Genomic DNA, 17,510 nt, shown 5'->3' on the forward strand with positions numbered 1-17,510 from the left:
CGCATCTACTTTACGGATTACAAAGACAAGCAAACGGCGGAAGAGAGGCAAAAAGGGGCTAATTTTCATGGCATAGCGCCGGGGGAAAAATCTTGACGTTTTCAAAAAGACTTAAGGGAAATTATTTCACGCCGCAGGACGCATTCATCAGCGAAAAATACCAGAACGGAATAACCTGAGAGTGATTCGTTATTTGTCAGCTTTTGTAAGCTATGCTCATATGACTCTCTTTATAATCAAATGAAAAGGCTTATAACGATGTCTACAGGGAAAACGTTGCTCGCGCTGGCGCTCAGCGCACTTTTACCGGCAGGGGCGGCATTCGCGGCCAATACCGATACCATCATCTACTGTTCTGAAGCCTCACCCGAATCGTTTAACCCGCAAATCGCCAGTTCCGGCCCGTCATTCGTGGCCAGTTCGCAGGTGCTGTACAACCGACTGATCAATTTCGATCCGGTAAAAAATACGCCGGTGCCGTCGCTGGCGACCGACTGGACGATTTCCCCGGACGGGAAAACATACACGTTTACGCTGCGTCAGGGCGTGAAATTCAACAGCAATAAATTCTTTAAACCGACGCGCGATTTTAATGCCGATGACGTTATTTTCTCGGTGCTGCGCCAGAAGGATGCGGATCATCCGTACCATAATGTGTCGCAGGGCAGCTACGAATACTTCAATGATGTCGGCCTCGATAAGTTGATTAAAGAGGTGAAAAAGGTCGACGATTATCACGTCCAGTTTGTGCTGAACGAACCCAATGCGGCATTCCTCGCTGACTGGGGCATGGATTTCGCCTCCATTCTCTCCGCAGAGTATGCCGATGCGATGCTGAAAAAAGGCACACCGGAAAACGTCGATAACTGGCCTGTCGGCACTGGCCCTTACGTACTGCAACACTACAAGCAGGATTCACAGATTCGCTACCTGGCGAACCCGAACTACTGGGATGGCGAAGTGCCGACCAGACATCTTATTTTCTCGATTACGCCGAACGCCCAGACGCGCCTGGCAAAACTGCAAACCAACGAGTGCCAGATTATTCCGGCGCCATCACCCGTACAGTTTGACGAGATTAAAAAGAATAATGCGTTAACGCTGCATTCGGTCGATGCGCTGAACGTCGGCTATCTGGCCTTTAATACCGAGAAAAAACCGTTTGATAACGTACTGGTGCGCCAGGCGTTAAATTACGCCACTGATAAAAAAGCCATTATCAACGCGGTGTTCCTCGGTTCCGGTACGGTGGCGAAATCGCCCATTCCGCCAAATATGATGGGCTTTAATAACAACCTGAAGGATTACGACTACGATCCGCAAAAAGCCAAAGATTTGCTGAAGCAGGCGGGGCTGGAGAAGGGGTTTGAGGCAACGCTCTGGTCGATGCCGGTGCAACGCCCTTATAACCCCAATTCCCGGCGCATTGCGGAAATGATCCAGAGCGACTGGGCAAAAGTCGGCGTGACGGCGAAAATCGTCTCTTACGAATGGGGAGAGTATCTGTCCGGGATGCGTAAAGGCGAGCACGATACCGCGCTGTTCGGCTGGATGTCTGACAATGGCGATCCAGATAACTTTGCCGATGTGCTGCTGGGCTGCAACAGCATAAAAACCGGCTCAAATGCCGCGCGCTGGTGCGATAAAGGGTATGATGATCTCGTCCAGAAAGCGAAACGGGTGAGCAAGCCGGAAGAACGTGCGCAGCTCTACCAGCAGGCGCAGGACATTTTCTATCAGCAAGCGCCGTGGATCGCGCTGGCAAACGGCAAAACGTTCTACGCCACACGCAGCAACGTAACCGGATACAGCGTAAGCCTGATGGGCAGTGATTTTTCAAAAGCTAAATTGAATTGATGGTTTAAGGAGAGTTTATGTCGCACCTGGAAGAGGTCACTGCGCGCGTAGATGCCGCTATCAAAGAGAGCGTCATTACCCATATGAACGAACTGCTGATCGCGCTGAGCGATGACGCCGAACTGAGCCGGGAAGATCGTTACACCCAGCAACAGCGGCTACGGACGGCGATTGCGCATCACGGTCGTCAGTACAAGGAAGATATGGAAGCGCGTCGCGAACAGCTTACCAAAGGTGGTAGCATTCTCTGACGTTGATAAGCACGGCCTGTGAGGGATGTACAGGCCGGATAAAGCGTTTACGCCGCGACGCCGCCATCCGGCGAAGCGGCAGTCAAAACTGACGTCTGGCGACCAGCCACGCGCCGATCACCAACAACACCGCGCCGCAAACCGGGCCTGCCAGCGCACGTAACGGCACGCCATGACTTCTCAAAATGTCCAATACCAGGCCGCCAATAAGCTGGCTGGCAACCAGAACCGCGATAGTCGTCGCCGCGCCAACGTACTGATACCCGCTAATACTGGCGAAAACAAAAAACGATCCGAGCAAGCCGGGAATCAACGTCCACCAGCGCACGCTGGAAACCAACTCGCTAAACCCCGCCGCGCCTTGTTTAAACCACAAAATGCTGACAAACAGGACAATCCCGACCAGCGAGTTCAGCAGCATGGCGATGAGAATCGTTGACGAGTTCTGTGTAATGCGCACCATAAGCGTGTTTTGCACAACCAGCCCAATACCGGCGGCAATCAGAAAGGCGAGGGTCAGCGTCTGGTTCATCCGCGCGCATCCGGGTCGCAGCGATCGTCAAGCTGAAGCTGCATAAACGTCAGATCCAGCCAGCGGCCGAATTTGGTGCCAACCTGCGGCATTTGGGCGGTAATGCTGAACCCCAGCGTTTCGTGCAGATGCAGCGATGCTTGATTTTGCGACTCGATTCCGGCGACCATCACATGCTTGCCACATGCGCGCGCTTCCTCGATCAGACGGCTGAGAAGCGCCCGTCCGAGGCCTTTCCCCTGATGATCCGGGTGGACATATACGGAATGTTCGACCGTATGGCGGAAACCATCAAAGTTACGCCAGTCGCCAAAGGAGGCGTACCCGGTGACGACGCCATTCTCTTCACTGACCAGAACCGGATAGCCTGATAGCTGACGCGCATCAAACCATGCGATGCGGTTATCCACATCGACCGTTTGATCGTTCCAGATTGCCGCCGTGTGCAATACCGCGTGATTGTAGATTTCGGCGATGGCGGCGCAGTCTTCTTTGCCAGCAAATCGAATAGACATGTTGAACCTCAGTTGTTGTTCACTATAGTATTACGATATGAATACTATCGAAGACAGCATAAATCAACGGATCAGTGCAAGAATTCGCATTGAGCGTGAATCGCGGGGCTGGTCGCTGACGGAGCTTGCCGAGCGGGCAGGCGTATCGCGCGCCATGATCCACAAAATCGAACGCGGAGAGAGCAGCCCGACGGCCACGTTGCTGGGGCGGCTTTCCGGGGCGTTTGGCATCAGCATGTCAACGCTGATCGCGCGGGCAGAAATGCAGGAGGGCAAGCTGCTGCGTTTTGCCGATCAACCCGTCTGGCACGACCCGCAGACGCACTACCTGCGCCGCCACGTTTCACCGCGCAGCGACCTGCCCATCGATCTCGTACAAATCTCGCTTCCGGCAGGGAGTGACGTACCGATGCCTGCGGCATCCTACGCGCTGGCAAGACAGCTTATCTGGCTACAGCAGGGAGAGCTGGTCTTTGTCGAAGGCGGGGTTCGCCATGAGATGAAAGCGGGCGACTGCCTGGAGCTGGGGCCACCAAACGACTGCCGTTTTATCAATGAGACACAGGAAACATGCGTTTACCTGGTTGTGCGCTTAAACCACGCGGGTAATTAATGTTCGGCTACTATTGAGGGATTCATGCCACAAGCAGAGGAGAACATCATGGGCCAACAAGCATACCGTAATCGTCGTTGGGTTCTGGCTTCGCGTCCGCATGGCGCGCCGGTTGAGAGCAACTTCCGCATGGAAGAGGACGACGTGGCGACGCCCGGTGAAGGGCAAGTGCTGTTACGTACAATTTTCCTGTCCCTCGATCCCTACATGCGCGGAAGAATGAGCGACGAACCGTCCTACTCACCGCCGGTGGAGATCGACGGCGTGATGGTTGGCGGAACGGTCAGCCGGGTCGTGGAGTCCAGTCACCCTGATTACCGTCCGGGAGAATGGGTATTAAGTTACAGCGGCTGGCAGGATTATGATATTTCCGACGGGAAAGGGCTGGTGAAACTCGGTGACAACCCTGAGCATCCGTCATGGGCGCTGGGCGTGCTGGGGATGCCGGGCTTTACCGCCTATATGGGACTGCTGGATATCGGCCAGCCCAAAGCAGGGGAAACGCTGGTCGTTGCGGCCGCCACCGGGCCGGTCGGCGCAACCGTCGGGCAAATCGGCAAACTGAAGGGCTGTCATGTGGTGGGTGTCGCAGGCGGCGCAGAAAAATGCCGCTACGCGACCGAGATTCTCGGTTTTGACATATGCCTCGATCACCACGCGGCGGATTTTGCGGAACAACTGGCGAAAGCCTGCCCGCAGGGGATTGATGTGTATTATGAAAATGTCGGCGGTAAGGTGTTTGATGCGGTTCTGCCGCTGTTGAATACTTCGGCACGTATCCCGTTGTGTGGTCTGGTGAGCGGGTATAACGCCACAAAACTCCCCGATGGACCTGACCGGCTGCCACTATTAATGGCGACGCTGTTAAAAAAACGCATCCGCCTGCAAGGGTTTATTATTGGTCAGGACTACGGGCACCGGATTCATGAGTTTCAGCAGGAGATGGGGCGCTGGGTCAAGGAAGGGAAGATCCACTACCGCGAACAGATCACCGACGGACTGGAAAAAGCGCCGGGGGCGTTTATCGGTCTGCTGACCGGGAAGAACTTCGGCAAGGTCGTGATTCGCCTGGCGGATGATGCCTGAGAATTGACGCTGCATGACATTAAAAAATAGCGGGGTGATTCCCCGCTATTTTTTAAGCTTTTTTAGCTCTGGCGCTTACTCAAAACGCCATGCCAGATTGACGCCAACGCCGTAGTTTCTCCCCGGCGCCGGTTCGTAATAGCGTCCGTTTGATTCGTTGACGATCACCGAACCGACATACTCTTTATCAAACAGGTTATCGACCCGGCCAAACACATCGACCGTTAAGTTGCTGTAGTTAAACTTATACCCGGTGTTCAGACCAACCACGGTATACGAGGGCGCTTTTGCCGTGTTGTGATCGTCTGCCATAATGTCCCCCATATAGCGGGCATCGGTGCCGGCATACCAGCCTTCATCCGGTACATATCCCAACGAGGCGAACCCCATATTACGCGCAATGCCCGGCATGCGGTTACCGTTGCAATCGCCACTTTTGCAGACGTTGCTGCGGTAGGTCGCATCCAGCCAGGTCCAGGAGGCGTTTACCCGCCAGTTACCGGCGAAACGCTGATCCCACGATAATTCCGCGCCCTGGCGGCGGGTTTTACCGGCGTTTTTATATGTAGTGCGCCCGCCGCCGCTGGTGGCGACGACAATTTCATCATCCGTATCCGTCTGGAAGAGCGCCGCCGTCAGTAAACCATCGCCAATACGCGTTTTACTGCCAATTTCCACCGTGTCATTGGTGGCGGGTTTCAGGCCAAAGTTCAGGCCGCTTTGTCCGTCCGGGCGATAGGAGAGTTCATTGATGGTCGGCGTTTCAAAACCGCGCCCTGCGGCCAGATAAACGTTCCATGCATCGGTGAACGCATACTTGAGCGCCCCGGCAGGGAGCCATTGATGGTAGCTGGCCTCGCCGCTGTCATCTCTGTTTCCAGGCGTAACGTAATGATCGTTAGAGTCAAACCAGACTGAGCTGTACCGCACGCCGGCATCAAGCGAAAGTTTTTCGGTCAGTTGCCACTGCGTTTGCAGGTAGGGATCGACGTTCCACATCAGATTGCGCTCATTACGACGCAAATCGCCTTTTACGCCAAACTGCGGCACGCCGTTATTCAGGCGGTAGTTCTCGTAACCCTTGCGATTTTCGCTCATATTTTCATAGTTCAGGCCGGTGGTGAACGTCACAGGTACGCCCAGCTCGCCCCGGTGCGTCCAGCGGGTGTCGATACCCTGATAATGCCGCTGAAGCACGATTACGCCGCCTGCATGCGCGGGGTTATCCCGCTGCGGCGCCATCGGTATGGACTGGTATTGTGTGGTTTCACGTTCACCGGCATACATCATCACGCTCAGATCGTCGTGTTCGCTGAGCTGACGCTCATAGCGCAGGCCTGCCTGAGTCTGCTTGATGGTCTTTCGCGTGTTGAACTGTTCGGCGCGCGGCGACTGCTGCGGGTTGGCTTTCCATTCGGATTCGGTCAGGCCGCCGGGGTCGTTCGCGTGAATGTCTACGCTATTGAAAATCAGGCTTAACTTACTGGCATCGTCCAGACGCACCCCCAGTTTTGCGTTAGCCAGATTCTTTTGCGCGCTGCTGCGATCGCGAAAACCGTGGGTGGTGAATCGGGTCGTGGAGACGGTGTAATCCACGTCACCCGCCTGCGTTCCGTCACCCATCGCCCCCGTGGCTTTCATGCCATAGCGCCAGCTACCGAAACTGCCGTAATAGCTGCTGGCTTCAATCGTCGGCGGCTGGCGTCCGGTTTCCGTCGTCACGTTCATCACGCCGCCGGAAGAGTTGCCGTACAGCGCGGAGAAGGGGCCGCGCAGCACTTCCACATTCTGGACGCTGCTCAGATCGATATTGGACGTCTGCCCTTGTCCGTCCGGCATGGTGGCCGGGATGCCGTCAACATACAGACGAATACCGCGAATGCCGTACGCAGAGCGGGAGCCAAATCCGCGAATTGACAACTGTAAATCCTGCGCATAGTTCTGACGGTTTTGCACCTGCAAACCGGGCACGCCGTTTAAGGATTCAGACAGATTAATACGCGGCGTCGCCAGTCGCATATCTTCCCCTTCAACCACGGTGACGGCGGCGGGCGTGTCCAGTTCAGACACCGTTTGCGGCGTCGCGCTAACAATCATCGTTTGTTCATCTTCAGCCGTGGCCGCCTGGCTCACCGGCGAGAAAACGAAAGGGAATAAAAGGGCGGGAAATGCGGCCTGACGAGCGGTAATGATCTTCATGAAAAAAAACCAATCACGAGTAAACGTGCCAAATGAAATTTGATGAATACTTTAATTACTTTGTAAATATATGAAAAATTTAATAGCACGATGCGTTAATGGAACATGAAAAAATTAAAGAAATTGTAGACTGCCTGCAAAGAAACGCTCCACTTTGCACTAAATAATGATTACTATTCGCATCTACGTACAGCGAGTGGGACACGGATTCACTCGCCGAAGCCATGTGAAGCAGCTACAAACGTGTTTATCAAAGGGAGTCGTCATGCATTTACGTCATCTGTTTTCGCCGCGCCTGCGTGGTTCTTTACTGTTAGGTTCACTGCTGGTCGCGTCTTCATTTAGCACGCAGGCGGCAGAAGAAATGCTGCGTAAAGCCGTCGGCAAGGGCGCTTATGAAATGGCCTATAGCCAGCAGGAAAATGCGCTGTGGCTGGCTACTTCGCAAAGCCGCAAAACGGACAAAGGTGGGGTGGTTTATCGCCTCGACCCGGTTACCCTTGAGGTGACGCAGGCCATCCATAACGATCTCAAACCGTTTGGCGCGACCATCAACAACGCGACGCAAACGCTGTGGTTTGGTAACACCGTAAACAGTGCGCTGACGGCAATCGATGCCAAAACAGGTGATGTAAAAGGGCGTCTGGTGCTGGATGAGCGCAAGCGTTCCGAAGATGTCCGTCCGCTGCAACCACGCGAACTGGTCAGCGATGATGCGACCAACACCGTATATATCAGCGGTATCGGTAAAGAGAGCGTGATTTGGGTGGTTGACGGTGAAAAAATCGCCCTGAAAACGACCATCCAGAATACCGGTAAAATGAGCACGGGTCTGGCCATTGACAGTAAAGCGAAGCGTCTTTACACCACTAACGCAGACGGCGAGTTCATCACCATCGATACTGCGGACAACAAGATCCTGAGCCGCAAGACATTGCTGGATGACGGGAAAGAGCACTTCTTTATCAACCTGAGCCTCGACACCGCGGGCCATCGCGCTTTTATCACCGACTCCAAAGCGGCTGAAGTTCTGGTGGTGGATACCCGTAATGGCAATGTGCTGGCAAAAGTAGCCGCGCCGGAATCACTGGCCGTGCTGTTCAACCCGACCCGCAACGAAGCCTATGTGACGCACCGCCAGGCCGGTAAAGTGAGCGTGATTGACGCGAAAAGCTATAAGGTTGTGAAAACTTACGACACGCCGACATTCCCGAATAGCCTGGCGCTGTCTGCGGACGGGCAAACGCTGTTCGTGAGCGTGAAGCAGAAATCAACCCGTGAGCAGGAAGCCACTCAGCCAGATGATGTTATCCGCATCGCGCTGTAACGGTGAAATAACGCTGTAAGCATTAAGTAAAAAGGAGGGGCTTGCCCCTCCTTTTTACTGCGTAACAACATCCCGATAAACGTCACGCCACCGGGCTGCCAGTGTTAACTCGCCGTCTCTTCTCGTAATACCATGTCCTGCTTACTCTCTTCCTGCTGCACAACCGGCGCGGTACGGTGAATTTCCGCCACGCGGTTGCGCACGCCAAACCAGCCAGCGACCAGCAGAATGGCAATCAGCGGAAGTGAAGCGATGGTATAGGTGCCGTTAGGGTAATCAAACGCCATCAGTACCAGAACGCTTAGCAGGAACAGCAGGGTGAGCCAGGAGGTAAACGGCGCGCCCGGTAACTTAAAGCTGACGTCAGCCGCTTTGCCTTCTTTAATCGCCTTACGCAAACGCATCTGGCACACCACGATGAAGCCCCAGGAGGCGATAATACCCAGCGATGCGAAGTTAAGGACAATTTCAAAGACCTGAGAAGGCACCAGATAGTTGAGCAGCACCCCGATGACATACACGCCCAGCGTCGCCAGAATACCGGCGTACGGCACCTGTTGACGACTCATTTTCGCCATAAATTTCGGCGCGGAACCGCCCATCGACATCGAACGTAAAATACGGCCGGTGCAGTACAGACCTGAATTCAGACTGGAGAGGGCCGCCGTCAGCACCACAATGTTCATAATGCTGCCGATGTAAGGCACGCCCAGTTTTGAGAAGAAGGTCACGAAGGGACTCTGACCGGCCTGATACGCGTTCCACGGCAGCAGCAACACCAACAGGACAACAGAACCGACATAGAACAGGCCAATACGCCAGATCACGCTGTTGATCGCTTTTGGCACCATCGTTTGCGGATCTTTGCACTCTCCGGCCGCCGTACCAACAAGCTCAATCGACGCGAAGGCGAAGACAACGCCCTGAACCAGTACCAGAGCAGGCAACAGGCCATGCGGGAAGAAACCGCCGTTATCGGTGATCAGATGGAAGCCTGTTGTGTTGCCATCCAGCGGTTTGCCGCTTCCTAAAAAGATTGTGCCGACAACCAGAAACAGGACAATCGCCAGCACTTTTACCAGCGCGAACCAGAACTCCATCTCGGCGAACCACTTCACGCCAATCATGTTCATTGTGCCCACGATCGCCAGCGCGCCCAGGGCAAACACCCATTGCGGAACGTCACCGAATGCGCCCCAGTAGTGCATATACAGCGCCACTGCGGTGATATCGACGATCCCGGTCATCGCCCAGTTGATGAAGTACATCCAGCCTGCGACGTATGCCGCTTTCTCGCCTAAAAATTCACGGGCGTAGGAGACGAAGCTGCCACTGGAAGGGCGATGCAAAACCAGCTCGCCGAGCGCGCGAAGAATAAAGAATGAGAAAATACCGCATACCAGATAAACCAGCGCCAGGGCAGGGCCAGCCATTTGCAGTCGTGCGCCAGCCCCTAAAAACAATCCGGTGCCAATTGCGCCGCCAATGGCAATCATTTGTACCTGTCGGTTGCCCATCGCCTTGTGATAACCCTCTTCATGGGCGTTCAACCAGCGTCGTTTCGCGGCATGTTGTTCAAGCGCGTTTGTATTGTGTGTTTTCATTGTGTTACCTGTTGACCTGTCGGACAGAAGAGATACTTTTTGTGCCGCACCTTTTGCTAACCAAACGATTGCCTGGCTAACGCTGAAACGGTTTTTCCCATCATTCTGTGGTAGGGATAAAACCATCGGCGGAGCATCCTACCTGCAATTGTTAAACGACGCAAAACATACCCGGAAACGCAGCGTTAAGACGTCGTGCTTTTACGTGTGGTCAGCTCAGCCGCGCTGTGGTCACGATTCAGCCAGCAGCACGGCTAATCAACTACACTTAGCGTTTTACACGTTGTGGAGGCCGCATGATCAAAGTTTATGGCGTACCCGGCTGGGGCTCGGCAATTAGCGAAGTCATGCTGACTCTGGCGGAGATTCCGTATCAATTTATCGATGTGAAGGGGTTTGATGCCGAGGGGCCGCAGCGGGATCTGCTCCAGAAGCTCAACCCGCAGTGCCAGGTTCCAACGCTGGCGCTGGAAAACGGAGAAATCATGACGGAGAGCGCCGCCATTGCGCTGATGATCCTCGATCGCCGTCCCGATCTCGCGCCGCCGGTCGGACACGCCGAGCGTCAGCAGTTTCAGCGTTTGTTAATCTGGCTGGTAGCGAACGTTTATCCCACATTCACGTATGCTGATTACCCTGAACGCTGGGTGCAAAATGCCCCGGAGCAGTTGAAGAAAAGCTGCCTTGAATACCGTAAGGCGCTGTATATGTGGCTCAACGATCGGCTGATAGCGGAACCCTACGCCTTTGGCGGGCAGCTAACGCTACTGGACTGTTATCTGTGCGTGATGCGCACCTGGGGGCCGGGCCATGACTGGTTTCAGGACAACGCCCCGAACATTAGCGCGATTGCCGATGCGGTCTGCCAGCATCCACCGCTCCAGACGGTGCTGAAAAATAACGACATCATTTAGCACGGGCGGCGCCGATGATGGTCGTCAGCGCGCCCAACGATTCCGTCCGGCCTCTTTAGCCCGGTACAGCGCGGCATCGGCATCCGCTATCGTCTGTTCAGCGGTTTTTCCTTTCTCTGAGCAGGCGATACCCTGACTTACCGTGACACTGTCACTTATCGTTGACGCCGGGTGAGGGATCGCCGCCGCTTCCAGCGCTTTTTGTATTCTCGCCGCCACGCGCTCTGCATCTTGCAACGTCGCGTCAAACAAAATAACAGCGAATTCTTCGCCGCCATAGCGGGCGACCACATCTTCCGGGCTGCGCACCGACTGAGCGAATATATCCGCGACCTGACTCAGGCAGGCATCACCGGCCGGGTGCCCGTAGGCGTCGTTATAGCGTTTAAAAAAATCGACATCGAGCATGATCAGCGCAAACGCATTTTGCTGCGCCGTTGCGCTATGCAGCAGTTTTTCCATTGCGCGCCGGTTTGCCGTACCGGTGAGCGCGTCGCGATGCGCAAGGTTATCCAGGCGCGAAATAAGCAGGTTGTTGTGTTGATTCTGTCGCCAGGCTTCATCAAACCAGCGAATCAGCATAAAACGGCCGCCCAGCAAAATAAGCGAGAAAATGCCCCAGATCACCGCGAAATGAATATTCACTTTCTGATTCAAAACAACGCTGGCGACGGGGACGGTCAGCCATAGCGGGAGCAGAAAAGCGAGTACGCTCGGCGTATGAAAATAGAGTGCGATCACGGCGCTGAGTAATAACACCGCGCAGAGAGGATAGGCGAACGTTAATTGCCAGTGGCTGATGAAATAATAACTGCACCAGGACCAGAACAGGCTAAGGGTGATTAATAATCCCTGCGTCAGCCAGGATTGCCGCCGGGAGGTAATCAACAGCAGGGCACAGACCAGCATAATGCCGATAACGGCGTCATCAATAGTGCGGACAATACGCATCTCTGCCAGATAGCGCGCGTGGGTATCGTGGAATAACGCGTCACGAAAAAAGATCATCAGCGCAAAACTGATATTCACAAAAGCAAACCACGGCAGGCTGAGAGCCATTCCTCGTCTCACCATATCCTCGCGAGTGGTCCAGATGGTATGTTTCGCTTTTCTGTTATCCTGAGCCATAGCGTTATCTGAAAAGTGGATGATAAACGGGGATGCCGGGGGGCATTTCGCCTTCAGCCCGCGGTAATTTTTTTGCCCGAGGTAACGAAGGTTCCCGCGCCTAAATGATGCAGGGTATTCAGTTTATCGTCATCAAACTGCCAGCGGCCTTCAATAAAAACACGTTCATCCGCCGCCGCCGAAACCACTTCGCCAAAAAGCGTGTCATATTTTTCCTGTGCCGACGTTGCGGGCAGCAGTCGGCATTCCATCCAGGCGAGGCATTTCTCTTCGATCATGGGTAAACCGAGCACCGGGCCTTTTACCACCGGGATGCCATAGCAGTTGAATTTATCTTCTTCGCGGCCAGAGACGCTGCCTACCGCATACGTCCAGTTCGTTGCCGCTACGCCGGGAATCACAATGCCAAACATACCGCTGCGTTCTATAAGCTCGCGCGACCAGGTAGTTTTATCCAGCACAATGGCAAGACGGGGAGGCTCAAACTCGACGGGCATAGACCACGCCGCCGCCATAACATTCCGCCGCTCCGTGCGATCGTCCCGGCTGGTGATCAGAACCGTCGGGCCGTGATTTAACAGACGGCTGGCATGATGTAGCTCTACAGGACGAAAACGACTCATAGGTATGCCTCGTTCAGGGGGATTATCGTCTTATCGTAACGACACTATTGAAAATAGTGGCTAAAGGATACATGTGCAACGCACGTTATTGTACGTAATACCGCCAAAAATCAATCATACTCCAGGTTGAGAACCGCATCCGTGACATATTACGTCAGGCGGCAGGGTAACAGATTGCCGCCATCAGCGTAGAATCAGCTTTTTTGCGTGAACCCCTACAGACAGGAATGCCTTATGACGTCTTTTTTGACCGCCTATTTTGCCCGCATAAATTGGTCGGGCGCTGCCGAAGCTAATCTTGACACTTTACGAGCGCTGCATTTGCAGCATAACAGCACCATTCCGTTTGAAAATCTGGATGTCTTACTGCCGCGCGAAATTCAGCTCGACGATCTGTCGCTGGAAGAAAAATTGCTGACCGCCCGTCGCGGCGGCTATTGCTTCGAACAAAATGGGCTGTTTGAGCGTGCTTTACGGGAGACAGGCTTTACCGTGCGCAGCCTGCTGGGGCGTGTCGTACTAACAAACCCGACCAGCTTGCCGCCACGTACGCACCGGCTGTTACTGGTCGAACTGCAAGGCGAGCCGTGGATTGCCGACGTCGGATTTGGCGGGCAGACATTGACCGCGCCCATCCGTTTGCAGGCAGAATGTGAACAACAGACGCCGCATGGCGAATACCGTTTGCGACAAGAGGGGAATAACTGGATTTTGCAGTTCCGCCATCACGATCACTGGCAGTCGATGTATTGCTTCGATCTGGGAGTTCAGCAGCAGAGCGATTACGTGATGGGCAACTTCTGGTCAGCGCACTGGCCGCAGTCGCATTTTCGCCATCACCTGCTGATGTGCCGCCATTTACCGGATGGCGGTAAGCTGACGTTGACCAATTTCCATTTCACCCATTATCAGGAAGGCCATGCGATAGAACAGCGTAATGTGCCGGATGTGGCGTCGCTTTACGCGCTATTGCAGGAGCAGTTTGGGCTGGGAGTCGATGATGCGAAGCACGGGTTTACCGAGGCGGAATTAGCGGCCGTCATGGCGGCGTTTGATACCCACCCGGAGGCAGGGAAATAAAATTACAGGCCGGATCTTATCCGGCCTGTAACAGACTACTCACTGCGAACACTTTGTCTTCTGAAAGAAATAAACCAAACGACACTAGATAAGATAATTGACGACAGCATAAAAATAATATTAACAGGTCGTGAGTTACAGATGATGATAAAACTAATTGCCAGCGCTAATACTGGAAAGATATATCCAAGAGGCAGAACAAATCCTTCTTTCTCTACTTCATTATTTTTCTTCCTGCGGTACTTCATAATGATAGTCGCTATCGGCGTTGGAATATATTGCAAGAAAAACATTAAAACCGCCAACTCAGCCAGTTGTGCAAATGTTCCACTCATAACAATAACAGATGCGATAAGCGCTGAGATTAAAGTTGAAAATACAGGTGCTCCTGCATTATTTTTTCTTGCAAAAATACCTGGCAGCATACCATCATCAGCAATAGCACTGGCAATGCGAGGTGTGATAATCGAGCATGACATGTTTAACCCGGCAATTGAAATGATTGCGCCAAGAGCTATTATGCTTCCACCTACCGAACCCAATGTTAATTTGGCTGCCTGCTGAATAGGGCTGTCATAATGAATAATGTCTTTACCTAAAATTGCAACAGCGCCTGCGATAATGAGAAAATAAATTAGTGATACAAAGAAAACAGTAATAAGAATAGCACGAGAGACATTTTTCTCTGGAGATTTAATTTCAGCCGCAATTATGGGTAGTGCTTCAAATCCGAGAAAGGCATAAAAAAGTAGCAGTGTGCTCTGGCTTACACCATCAAATAAGCTTTTATCTGTCGGGAGTTGAACAAATGGTGTGAAGTTGGCATTTTCAATTCCAGACTTAAGAAAAAATAGCGAGACAAAACAGAATTCTATAATTGGAATGAGTTTTATGACAGTAATAACCAATGTGAGATTTTTAGACGTCCTCATACCAAATAAGTTTGAGATAGCAAACACCCAGATGATAAGTAGTGCTGTTTGCGAAACTGTCAGTGGGAGTTCGGGAAAAAAGGCAAGAAATAGTTTAGCAAAGCCAACCGCCATAACGCCCCAACCAATAACATTAGTAAGCCAACCAAGCACACCAATATTAAACCCAGCGAGATCTCCCATCGAAAATTTTGCGTACTGATATGCTCCACCATTTTTGTCAAAATACTTAGAGCACTCAGCAAAACAGAGTGCAAAACAAAGCACCACAAAAACATCGATGAGAATCATAATAATTGAAGCAGGTCCCGTTAATTTATATAACTCTCCAGGCAAAAGAAATATACCAGATCCAATAATCGAGTTAACACCATAAATAACCGCACCAATTAAACCAAACTTTGCTGCGGTATTGTTATTTGAATTCATAACGCCCCCGTTACTCGATAAACTAAAAATTATTAGCAAGTGCGTTCAGGAAGTGTTTCTTCACTTCATTAACGTCCACATCAAGACAAATTTGTTGAGATTTCAAATTTGCAAAAGGATCAACTCGTGTTGCTCTATACTTAGGCTTCAGCAGCGACTGACCAATACAGATACCTTCGGTAACGACGCGTAGAGAACTTTCAACTGTATCAAACCACTCAGGATTTAAAAGATAAGATACGGCTAAGGAATCATGTAGTGCCATTCCTTCAAAACCTTCTTCCTTGAGGCTATATTGCAGATAAAAATCGGCTATGCTTGTAAATAATTCATTTCCAGTATCACGAATTTCTTTCCCTGTAATTAATACCTGATGCGTAACATCCAAAGGGACGATGGTTACTGGCAGCGCCGAAGAAAGAACCTGATCGGCAGCATGAGGATCTTTCCAGAAATTGAACTCAGCAAATGGTGTCGAATTACCGGAGTGACCATGAGTACCGTATGCTCCCCCCATGATAACAACTTGTTTAACTAACTCCGCGATTTCTGGTGCTTGATTCAGTGCAACGCTAATGTTTGTTAATGGCCCAATAAGGATTAATGTAATCTCTCCAGGGTTAGACTTGATACTGTCAATGATGAATGAAATTGCATCCTCTGCATGACTATCATGCGGGTTTGAAAAAACGCCGCCAAGACCATCTTCTCCATGTACTTTTGTCCCTGGCGGAGCAGGTTCAATAGCCAGAGGTCTTGAGCATCCCCGATATATTTTTGTTCCAAGATTGATCTTCTCGCAGAAAAGCTTTGCGTTTTTAACCGCCTGTTCAACCGGAACATTACCAAAAACAGTAGTAATGCCAATAATATCTAAATATCCTGCTGCATAGGCGATCGCAAAAGCATCGTCGACGCCAATATCAGTATCAATAATTACTTTAGTCATGGTTTTTCTCTCGTTACATTTTTGAATAGCTTGATTCGTTCAATCGAATGAGAACATTTTTATGTTCAGGCATATTTGATGCTCCATTTAGCTCTACGGCCAGAGAAGAAAATGCAGCAGCATAATGACAGGCATGTTTTATTGTTTCACCTTTAGATAAGGAAGCAGCTAACGCCCCATTGAACGCATCACCAGCACCCGTAGTATCAACGACCATCGCCGGATAAGCAGGAATCATATAAAATTGTCCCTTATCATATAAAAGTGCACCTTTATTCCCAAGCGTCACGATTACGCATTGCGGTCCCATTTGAGCGATTCGTTCAGCGGCTTTTTTTGCTGTTTCAATATCAGTAATATTAATGCCGCTGAGAAGCGTAGCTTCTGTTTGGTTTGGGGTGACTATATCGACGAACGGTAACATTATTTTCGCATCTGAAGTAAAAGGGGCGGGGTTTAAGATAACCGTAACATCGTTCTCTCTGGCATACTTTATTGCGTTGATGGTTGCGGAAAGATTATTCTCAAGCTGTACCAGCAATATGTTGGAATTTAATATGTTTTTATGTGAATTTATAATCTCCTCATCGGTAATTGTTACATTAGCTCCTTGATTAATAGCAATCATATTTTCGCCATCTAATTCAGAAACGTATATTAATGCATTACCTGTAGGTGCGGAGTCTGAAACATATATCGTTAATGAGTCTATGTTTGATGCTTCTAAATGAGAATAAGCATGTGAACTTAGCTGATCGTTACCCACTTTTGTAATAAAATCAACTTTGCACATTGCATTACTTGCTGCAATGGCCTGGTTAGCGCCTTTTCCCCCAGGCCCAAATGAGCAACTTTGTGATACAATAGTTTCTCCTGGGTGTGGAAGTCTTGCAACATAGGAAACAATATCTACATTGAAAGATCCAAAAACACATACCTTACCTTTTTTTTCTTCAGTCATAACTTTTATTGCATCCTGATGTTTTAACAAATCACTAATATTTGAAAGCATCTCTTTTCTGAAAGAGACCATGACATTCTTTTTATTAAGAATTGCGCCACCATAGCATCGTTCAATAGCCTGATTTTTTTCGAGATAAGACAGGTCGCGACGAATTGTTTCCTTTGATACAGAGAATAATTCGGCTAAATTATTAACCAGCACGCGTTCATTTTTAATAAGAATTGCTAATATTTTTGCACGTCTTTCTTCTAAAAGCATAGGGTTGTCCTCGTCGATTGAATAATACTATTAATTACTGTGGATATGAAAAAGTGACCGTAATCTCATTAATTAGAGCAAAACGGAAGCAAACAGGCGAAGATTGAAGAAGTAACAATTTGTATTTTGAGTAACGGGTATTAGATGAATGAGTAAGTTAAATAGCGAGTCTAATGAATTTGTAATGTATATACGGCAGGCAGGAAAAAGAGGGGGCTTACGTTTTACAAGAGAAGAGATTCCGGGTAT

The 17,510-nt window shown here is 51.0% G+C and carries 16 protein-coding genes; 7 read left to right on the top strand and 9 right to left on the bottom strand.

The annotated features are described in order from the left end of the window. Positions 1-258 precede the first annotated feature (258 nt). Complete coding sequence (locus OGV67_RS10385) at positions 259-1,857, top strand: ABC transporter substrate-binding protein (protein WP_024130321.1); 1,599 nt, start codon at positions 259-261, stop codon at positions 1,855-1,857. A gap of 17 nt (positions 1,858-1,874) precedes the next feature. After that, positions 1,875-2,108, top strand: coding sequence for a YdcY family protein (locus OGV67_RS10390; RefSeq protein WP_104868648.1), 234 nt, complete (start codon positions 1,875-1,877; stop codon positions 2,106-2,108). A gap of 82 nt (positions 2,109-2,190) precedes the next feature. Here OGV67_RS10390 and OGV67_RS10395 read toward each other — a convergent pair whose 3' ends face one another. Together OGV67_RS10395 and OGV67_RS10400 are read right to left on the bottom strand one after the other, a co-directional pair. Next, a complete protein-coding gene (locus OGV67_RS10395) occupies positions 2,191-2,640 on the bottom strand; it encodes a DMT family transporter (protein WP_104868649.1) in 450 nt (149 codons plus the stop codon). Next, positions 2,637-3,155 carry a GNAT family N-acetyltransferase gene (locus tag OGV67_RS10400; RefSeq protein WP_115614778.1) on the bottom strand — a complete coding sequence of 173 codons (519 nt, stop codon included), beginning with the start codon at positions 3,153-3,155 and terminating at the stop codon, positions 2,637-2,639. The genes OGV67_RS10395 and OGV67_RS10400 overlap by 4 nt, the downstream gene beginning before the upstream one ends. Before the next feature lie 37 nt (positions 3,156-3,192). Between OGV67_RS10400 and OGV67_RS10405 the strand changes: the two genes are divergently transcribed. Both OGV67_RS10405 and curA read left to right on the top strand, forming a co-directional pair. Next, complete coding sequence (locus tag OGV67_RS10405; RefSeq protein ID WP_012132365.1) at positions 3,193-3,768, top strand: helix-turn-helix domain-containing protein; 576 nt, start codon at positions 3,193-3,195, stop codon at positions 3,766-3,768. A 48-nt stretch (positions 3,769-3,816) separates the two neighbouring features. Further along, positions 3,817-4,854: an NADPH-dependent curcumin/dihydrocurcumin reductase gene (gene curA / locus OGV67_RS10410; RefSeq protein WP_049008493.1), complete on the top strand. Its 1,038-nt coding sequence runs from the start codon at positions 3,817-3,819 to the stop codon at positions 4,852-4,854. A 75-nt stretch (positions 4,855-4,929) separates the two neighbouring features. Here curA and pqqU read toward each other — a convergent pair whose 3' ends face one another. Next, positions 4,930-7,053, bottom strand: coding sequence for a TonB-dependent receptor PqqU (gene pqqU, locus OGV67_RS10415; protein WP_115614779.1), 2,124 nt, complete (start codon positions 7,051-7,053; stop codon positions 4,930-4,932). Positions 7,054-7,318: 265 nt separating this feature from the next. Between pqqU and yncE the strand changes: the two genes are divergently transcribed. Beyond that, positions 7,319-8,380: a 7-bladed beta-propeller protein YncE gene (gene yncE, locus OGV67_RS10420; protein WP_049009875.1), complete on the top strand. Its 1,062-nt coding sequence runs from the start codon at positions 7,319-7,321 to the stop codon at positions 8,378-8,380. Positions 8,381-8,484: 104 nt separating this feature from the next. Here the strand turns inward: yncE and ansP are convergent, their stop codons facing one another. Further along, the gene (gene ansP, locus OGV67_RS10425; protein WP_115614780.1) at positions 8,485-9,984 is read right to left on the bottom strand and encodes an L-asparagine permease; all 1,500 of its coding nucleotides are present in this window, start codon (positions 9,982-9,984) and stop codon (positions 8,485-8,487) included. A 296-nt stretch (positions 9,985-10,280) separates the two neighbouring features. On the opposite strand from ansP, the gene OGV67_RS10430 reads away from it, so the two are divergent. After that, positions 10,281-10,898 (top strand): glutathione S-transferase family protein, encoded by a 618-nt coding sequence (locus tag OGV67_RS10430; protein WP_286465479.1) that lies wholly within the window; start codon positions 10,281-10,283, stop codon positions 10,896-10,898. A gap of 24 nt (positions 10,899-10,922) precedes the next feature. On the opposite strand, the gene OGV67_RS10435 is transcribed toward OGV67_RS10430, so the two are convergent. Beyond that, a complete protein-coding gene (locus OGV67_RS10435) occupies positions 10,923-11,972 on the bottom strand; it encodes a GGDEF domain-containing protein (protein WP_181899702.1) in 1,050 nt (349 codons plus the stop codon). A 107-nt stretch (positions 11,973-12,079) separates the two neighbouring features. Next, complete coding sequence (locus OGV67_RS10440) at positions 12,080-12,649, bottom strand: flavin reductase family protein (protein WP_049009885.1); 570 nt, start codon at positions 12,647-12,649, stop codon at positions 12,080-12,082. A gap of 234 nt (positions 12,650-12,883) precedes the next feature. Between OGV67_RS10440 and nhoA the strand changes: the two genes are divergently transcribed. Continuing rightward, the gene (nhoA, locus tag OGV67_RS10445) at positions 12,884-13,729 is read left to right on the top strand and encodes an N-hydroxyarylamine O-acetyltransferase (RefSeq protein WP_110494254.1); all 846 of its coding nucleotides are present in this window, start codon (positions 12,884-12,886) and stop codon (positions 13,727-13,729) included. 35 nt (positions 13,730-13,764) lie between these two features. Here the strand turns inward: nhoA and OGV67_RS10450 are convergent, their stop codons facing one another. From OGV67_RS10450 to rbsK, 3 genes are read right to left on the bottom strand one after another with little or no spacing between them, the layout of a single operon-like run. Continuing rightward, complete coding sequence (locus OGV67_RS10450; RefSeq protein ID WP_115614783.1) at positions 13,765-15,090, bottom strand: APC family permease; 1,326 nt, start codon at positions 15,088-15,090, stop codon at positions 13,765-13,767. Positions 15,091-15,112: 22 nt separating this feature from the next. Beyond that, a complete protein-coding gene (locus tag OGV67_RS10455) occupies positions 15,113-16,039 on the bottom strand; it encodes a nucleoside hydrolase (RefSeq protein ID WP_115181632.1) in 927 nt (308 codons plus the stop codon). A 13-nt stretch (positions 16,040-16,052) separates the two neighbouring features. Next, positions 16,053-17,261 (bottom strand): ribokinase, encoded by a 1,209-nt coding sequence (rbsK, locus tag OGV67_RS10460; protein ID WP_115614784.1) that lies wholly within the window; start codon positions 17,259-17,261, stop codon positions 16,053-16,055. Positions 17,262-17,510 lie beyond the last annotated feature (249 nt).

This window comes from Citrobacter sp. CK188, assembly GCF_030333525.1.
In the GTDB taxonomy this organism is placed as follows: Bacteria; Pseudomonadota; Gammaproteobacteria; order Enterobacterales; family Enterobacteriaceae; genus Citrobacter_B; species Citrobacter_B koseri.

Excerpts from the sequence above, each read along its gene's own strand:
- OGV67_RS10400 (WP_115614778.1), bottom strand. The coding sequence starts at position 3,155 with ATGTCTATTCGATTTGCTGGCAAAGAAGACTGCGCCGCCATCGCCGAA.
- yncE (WP_049009875.1), top strand. The coding sequence starts at position 7,319 with ATGCATTTACGTCATCTGTTTTCGCCGCGCCTGCGTGGTTCTTTACTG.
- nhoA (WP_110494254.1), top strand. The coding sequence starts at position 12,884 with ATGACGTCTTTTTTGACCGCCTATTTTGCCCGCATAAATTGGTCGGGC.
- OGV67_RS10385 (WP_024130321.1), top strand. The coding sequence starts at position 259 with ATGTCTACAGGGAAAACGTTGCTCGCGCTGGCGCTCAGCGCACTTTTA.
- OGV67_RS10435 (WP_181899702.1), bottom strand. The coding sequence starts at position 11,972 with ATGGTGAGACGAGGAATGGCTCTCAGCCTGCCGTGGTTTGCTTTTGTG.
- OGV67_RS10455 (WP_115181632.1), bottom strand. The coding sequence starts at position 16,039 with ATGACTAAAGTAATTATTGATACTGATATTGGCGTCGACGATGCTTTT.
- OGV67_RS10405 (WP_012132365.1), top strand. The coding sequence starts at position 3,193 with ATGAATACTATCGAAGACAGCATAAATCAACGGATCAGTGCAAGAATT.
- OGV67_RS10390 (WP_104868648.1), top strand. The coding sequence starts at position 1,875 with ATGTCGCACCTGGAAGAGGTCACTGCGCGCGTAGATGCCGCTATCAAA.
- OGV67_RS10450 (WP_115614783.1), bottom strand. The coding sequence starts at position 15,090 with ATGAATTCAAATAACAATACCGCAGCAAAGTTTGGTTTAATTGGTGCG.
- pqqU (WP_115614779.1), bottom strand. The coding sequence starts at position 7,053 with ATGAAGATCATTACCGCTCGTCAGGCCGCATTTCCCGCCCTTTTATTC.
- OGV67_RS10440 (WP_049009885.1), bottom strand. The coding sequence starts at position 12,649 with ATGAGTCGTTTTCGTCCTGTAGAGCTACATCATGCCAGCCGTCTGTTA.
- OGV67_RS10395 (WP_104868649.1), bottom strand. The coding sequence starts at position 2,640 with ATGAACCAGACGCTGACCCTCGCCTTTCTGATTGCCGCCGGTATTGGG.
- curA (WP_049008493.1), top strand. The coding sequence starts at position 3,817 with ATGGGCCAACAAGCATACCGTAATCGTCGTTGGGTTCTGGCTTCGCGT.
- ansP (WP_115614780.1), bottom strand. The coding sequence starts at position 9,984 with ATGAAAACACACAATACAAACGCGCTTGAACAACATGCCGCGAAACGA.
- OGV67_RS10430 (WP_286465479.1), top strand. The coding sequence starts at position 10,281 with ATGATCAAAGTTTATGGCGTACCCGGCTGGGGCTCGGCAATTAGCGAA.
- rbsK (WP_115614784.1), bottom strand. The coding sequence starts at position 17,261 with ATGCTTTTAGAAGAAAGACGTGCAAAAATATTAGCAATTCTTATTAAA.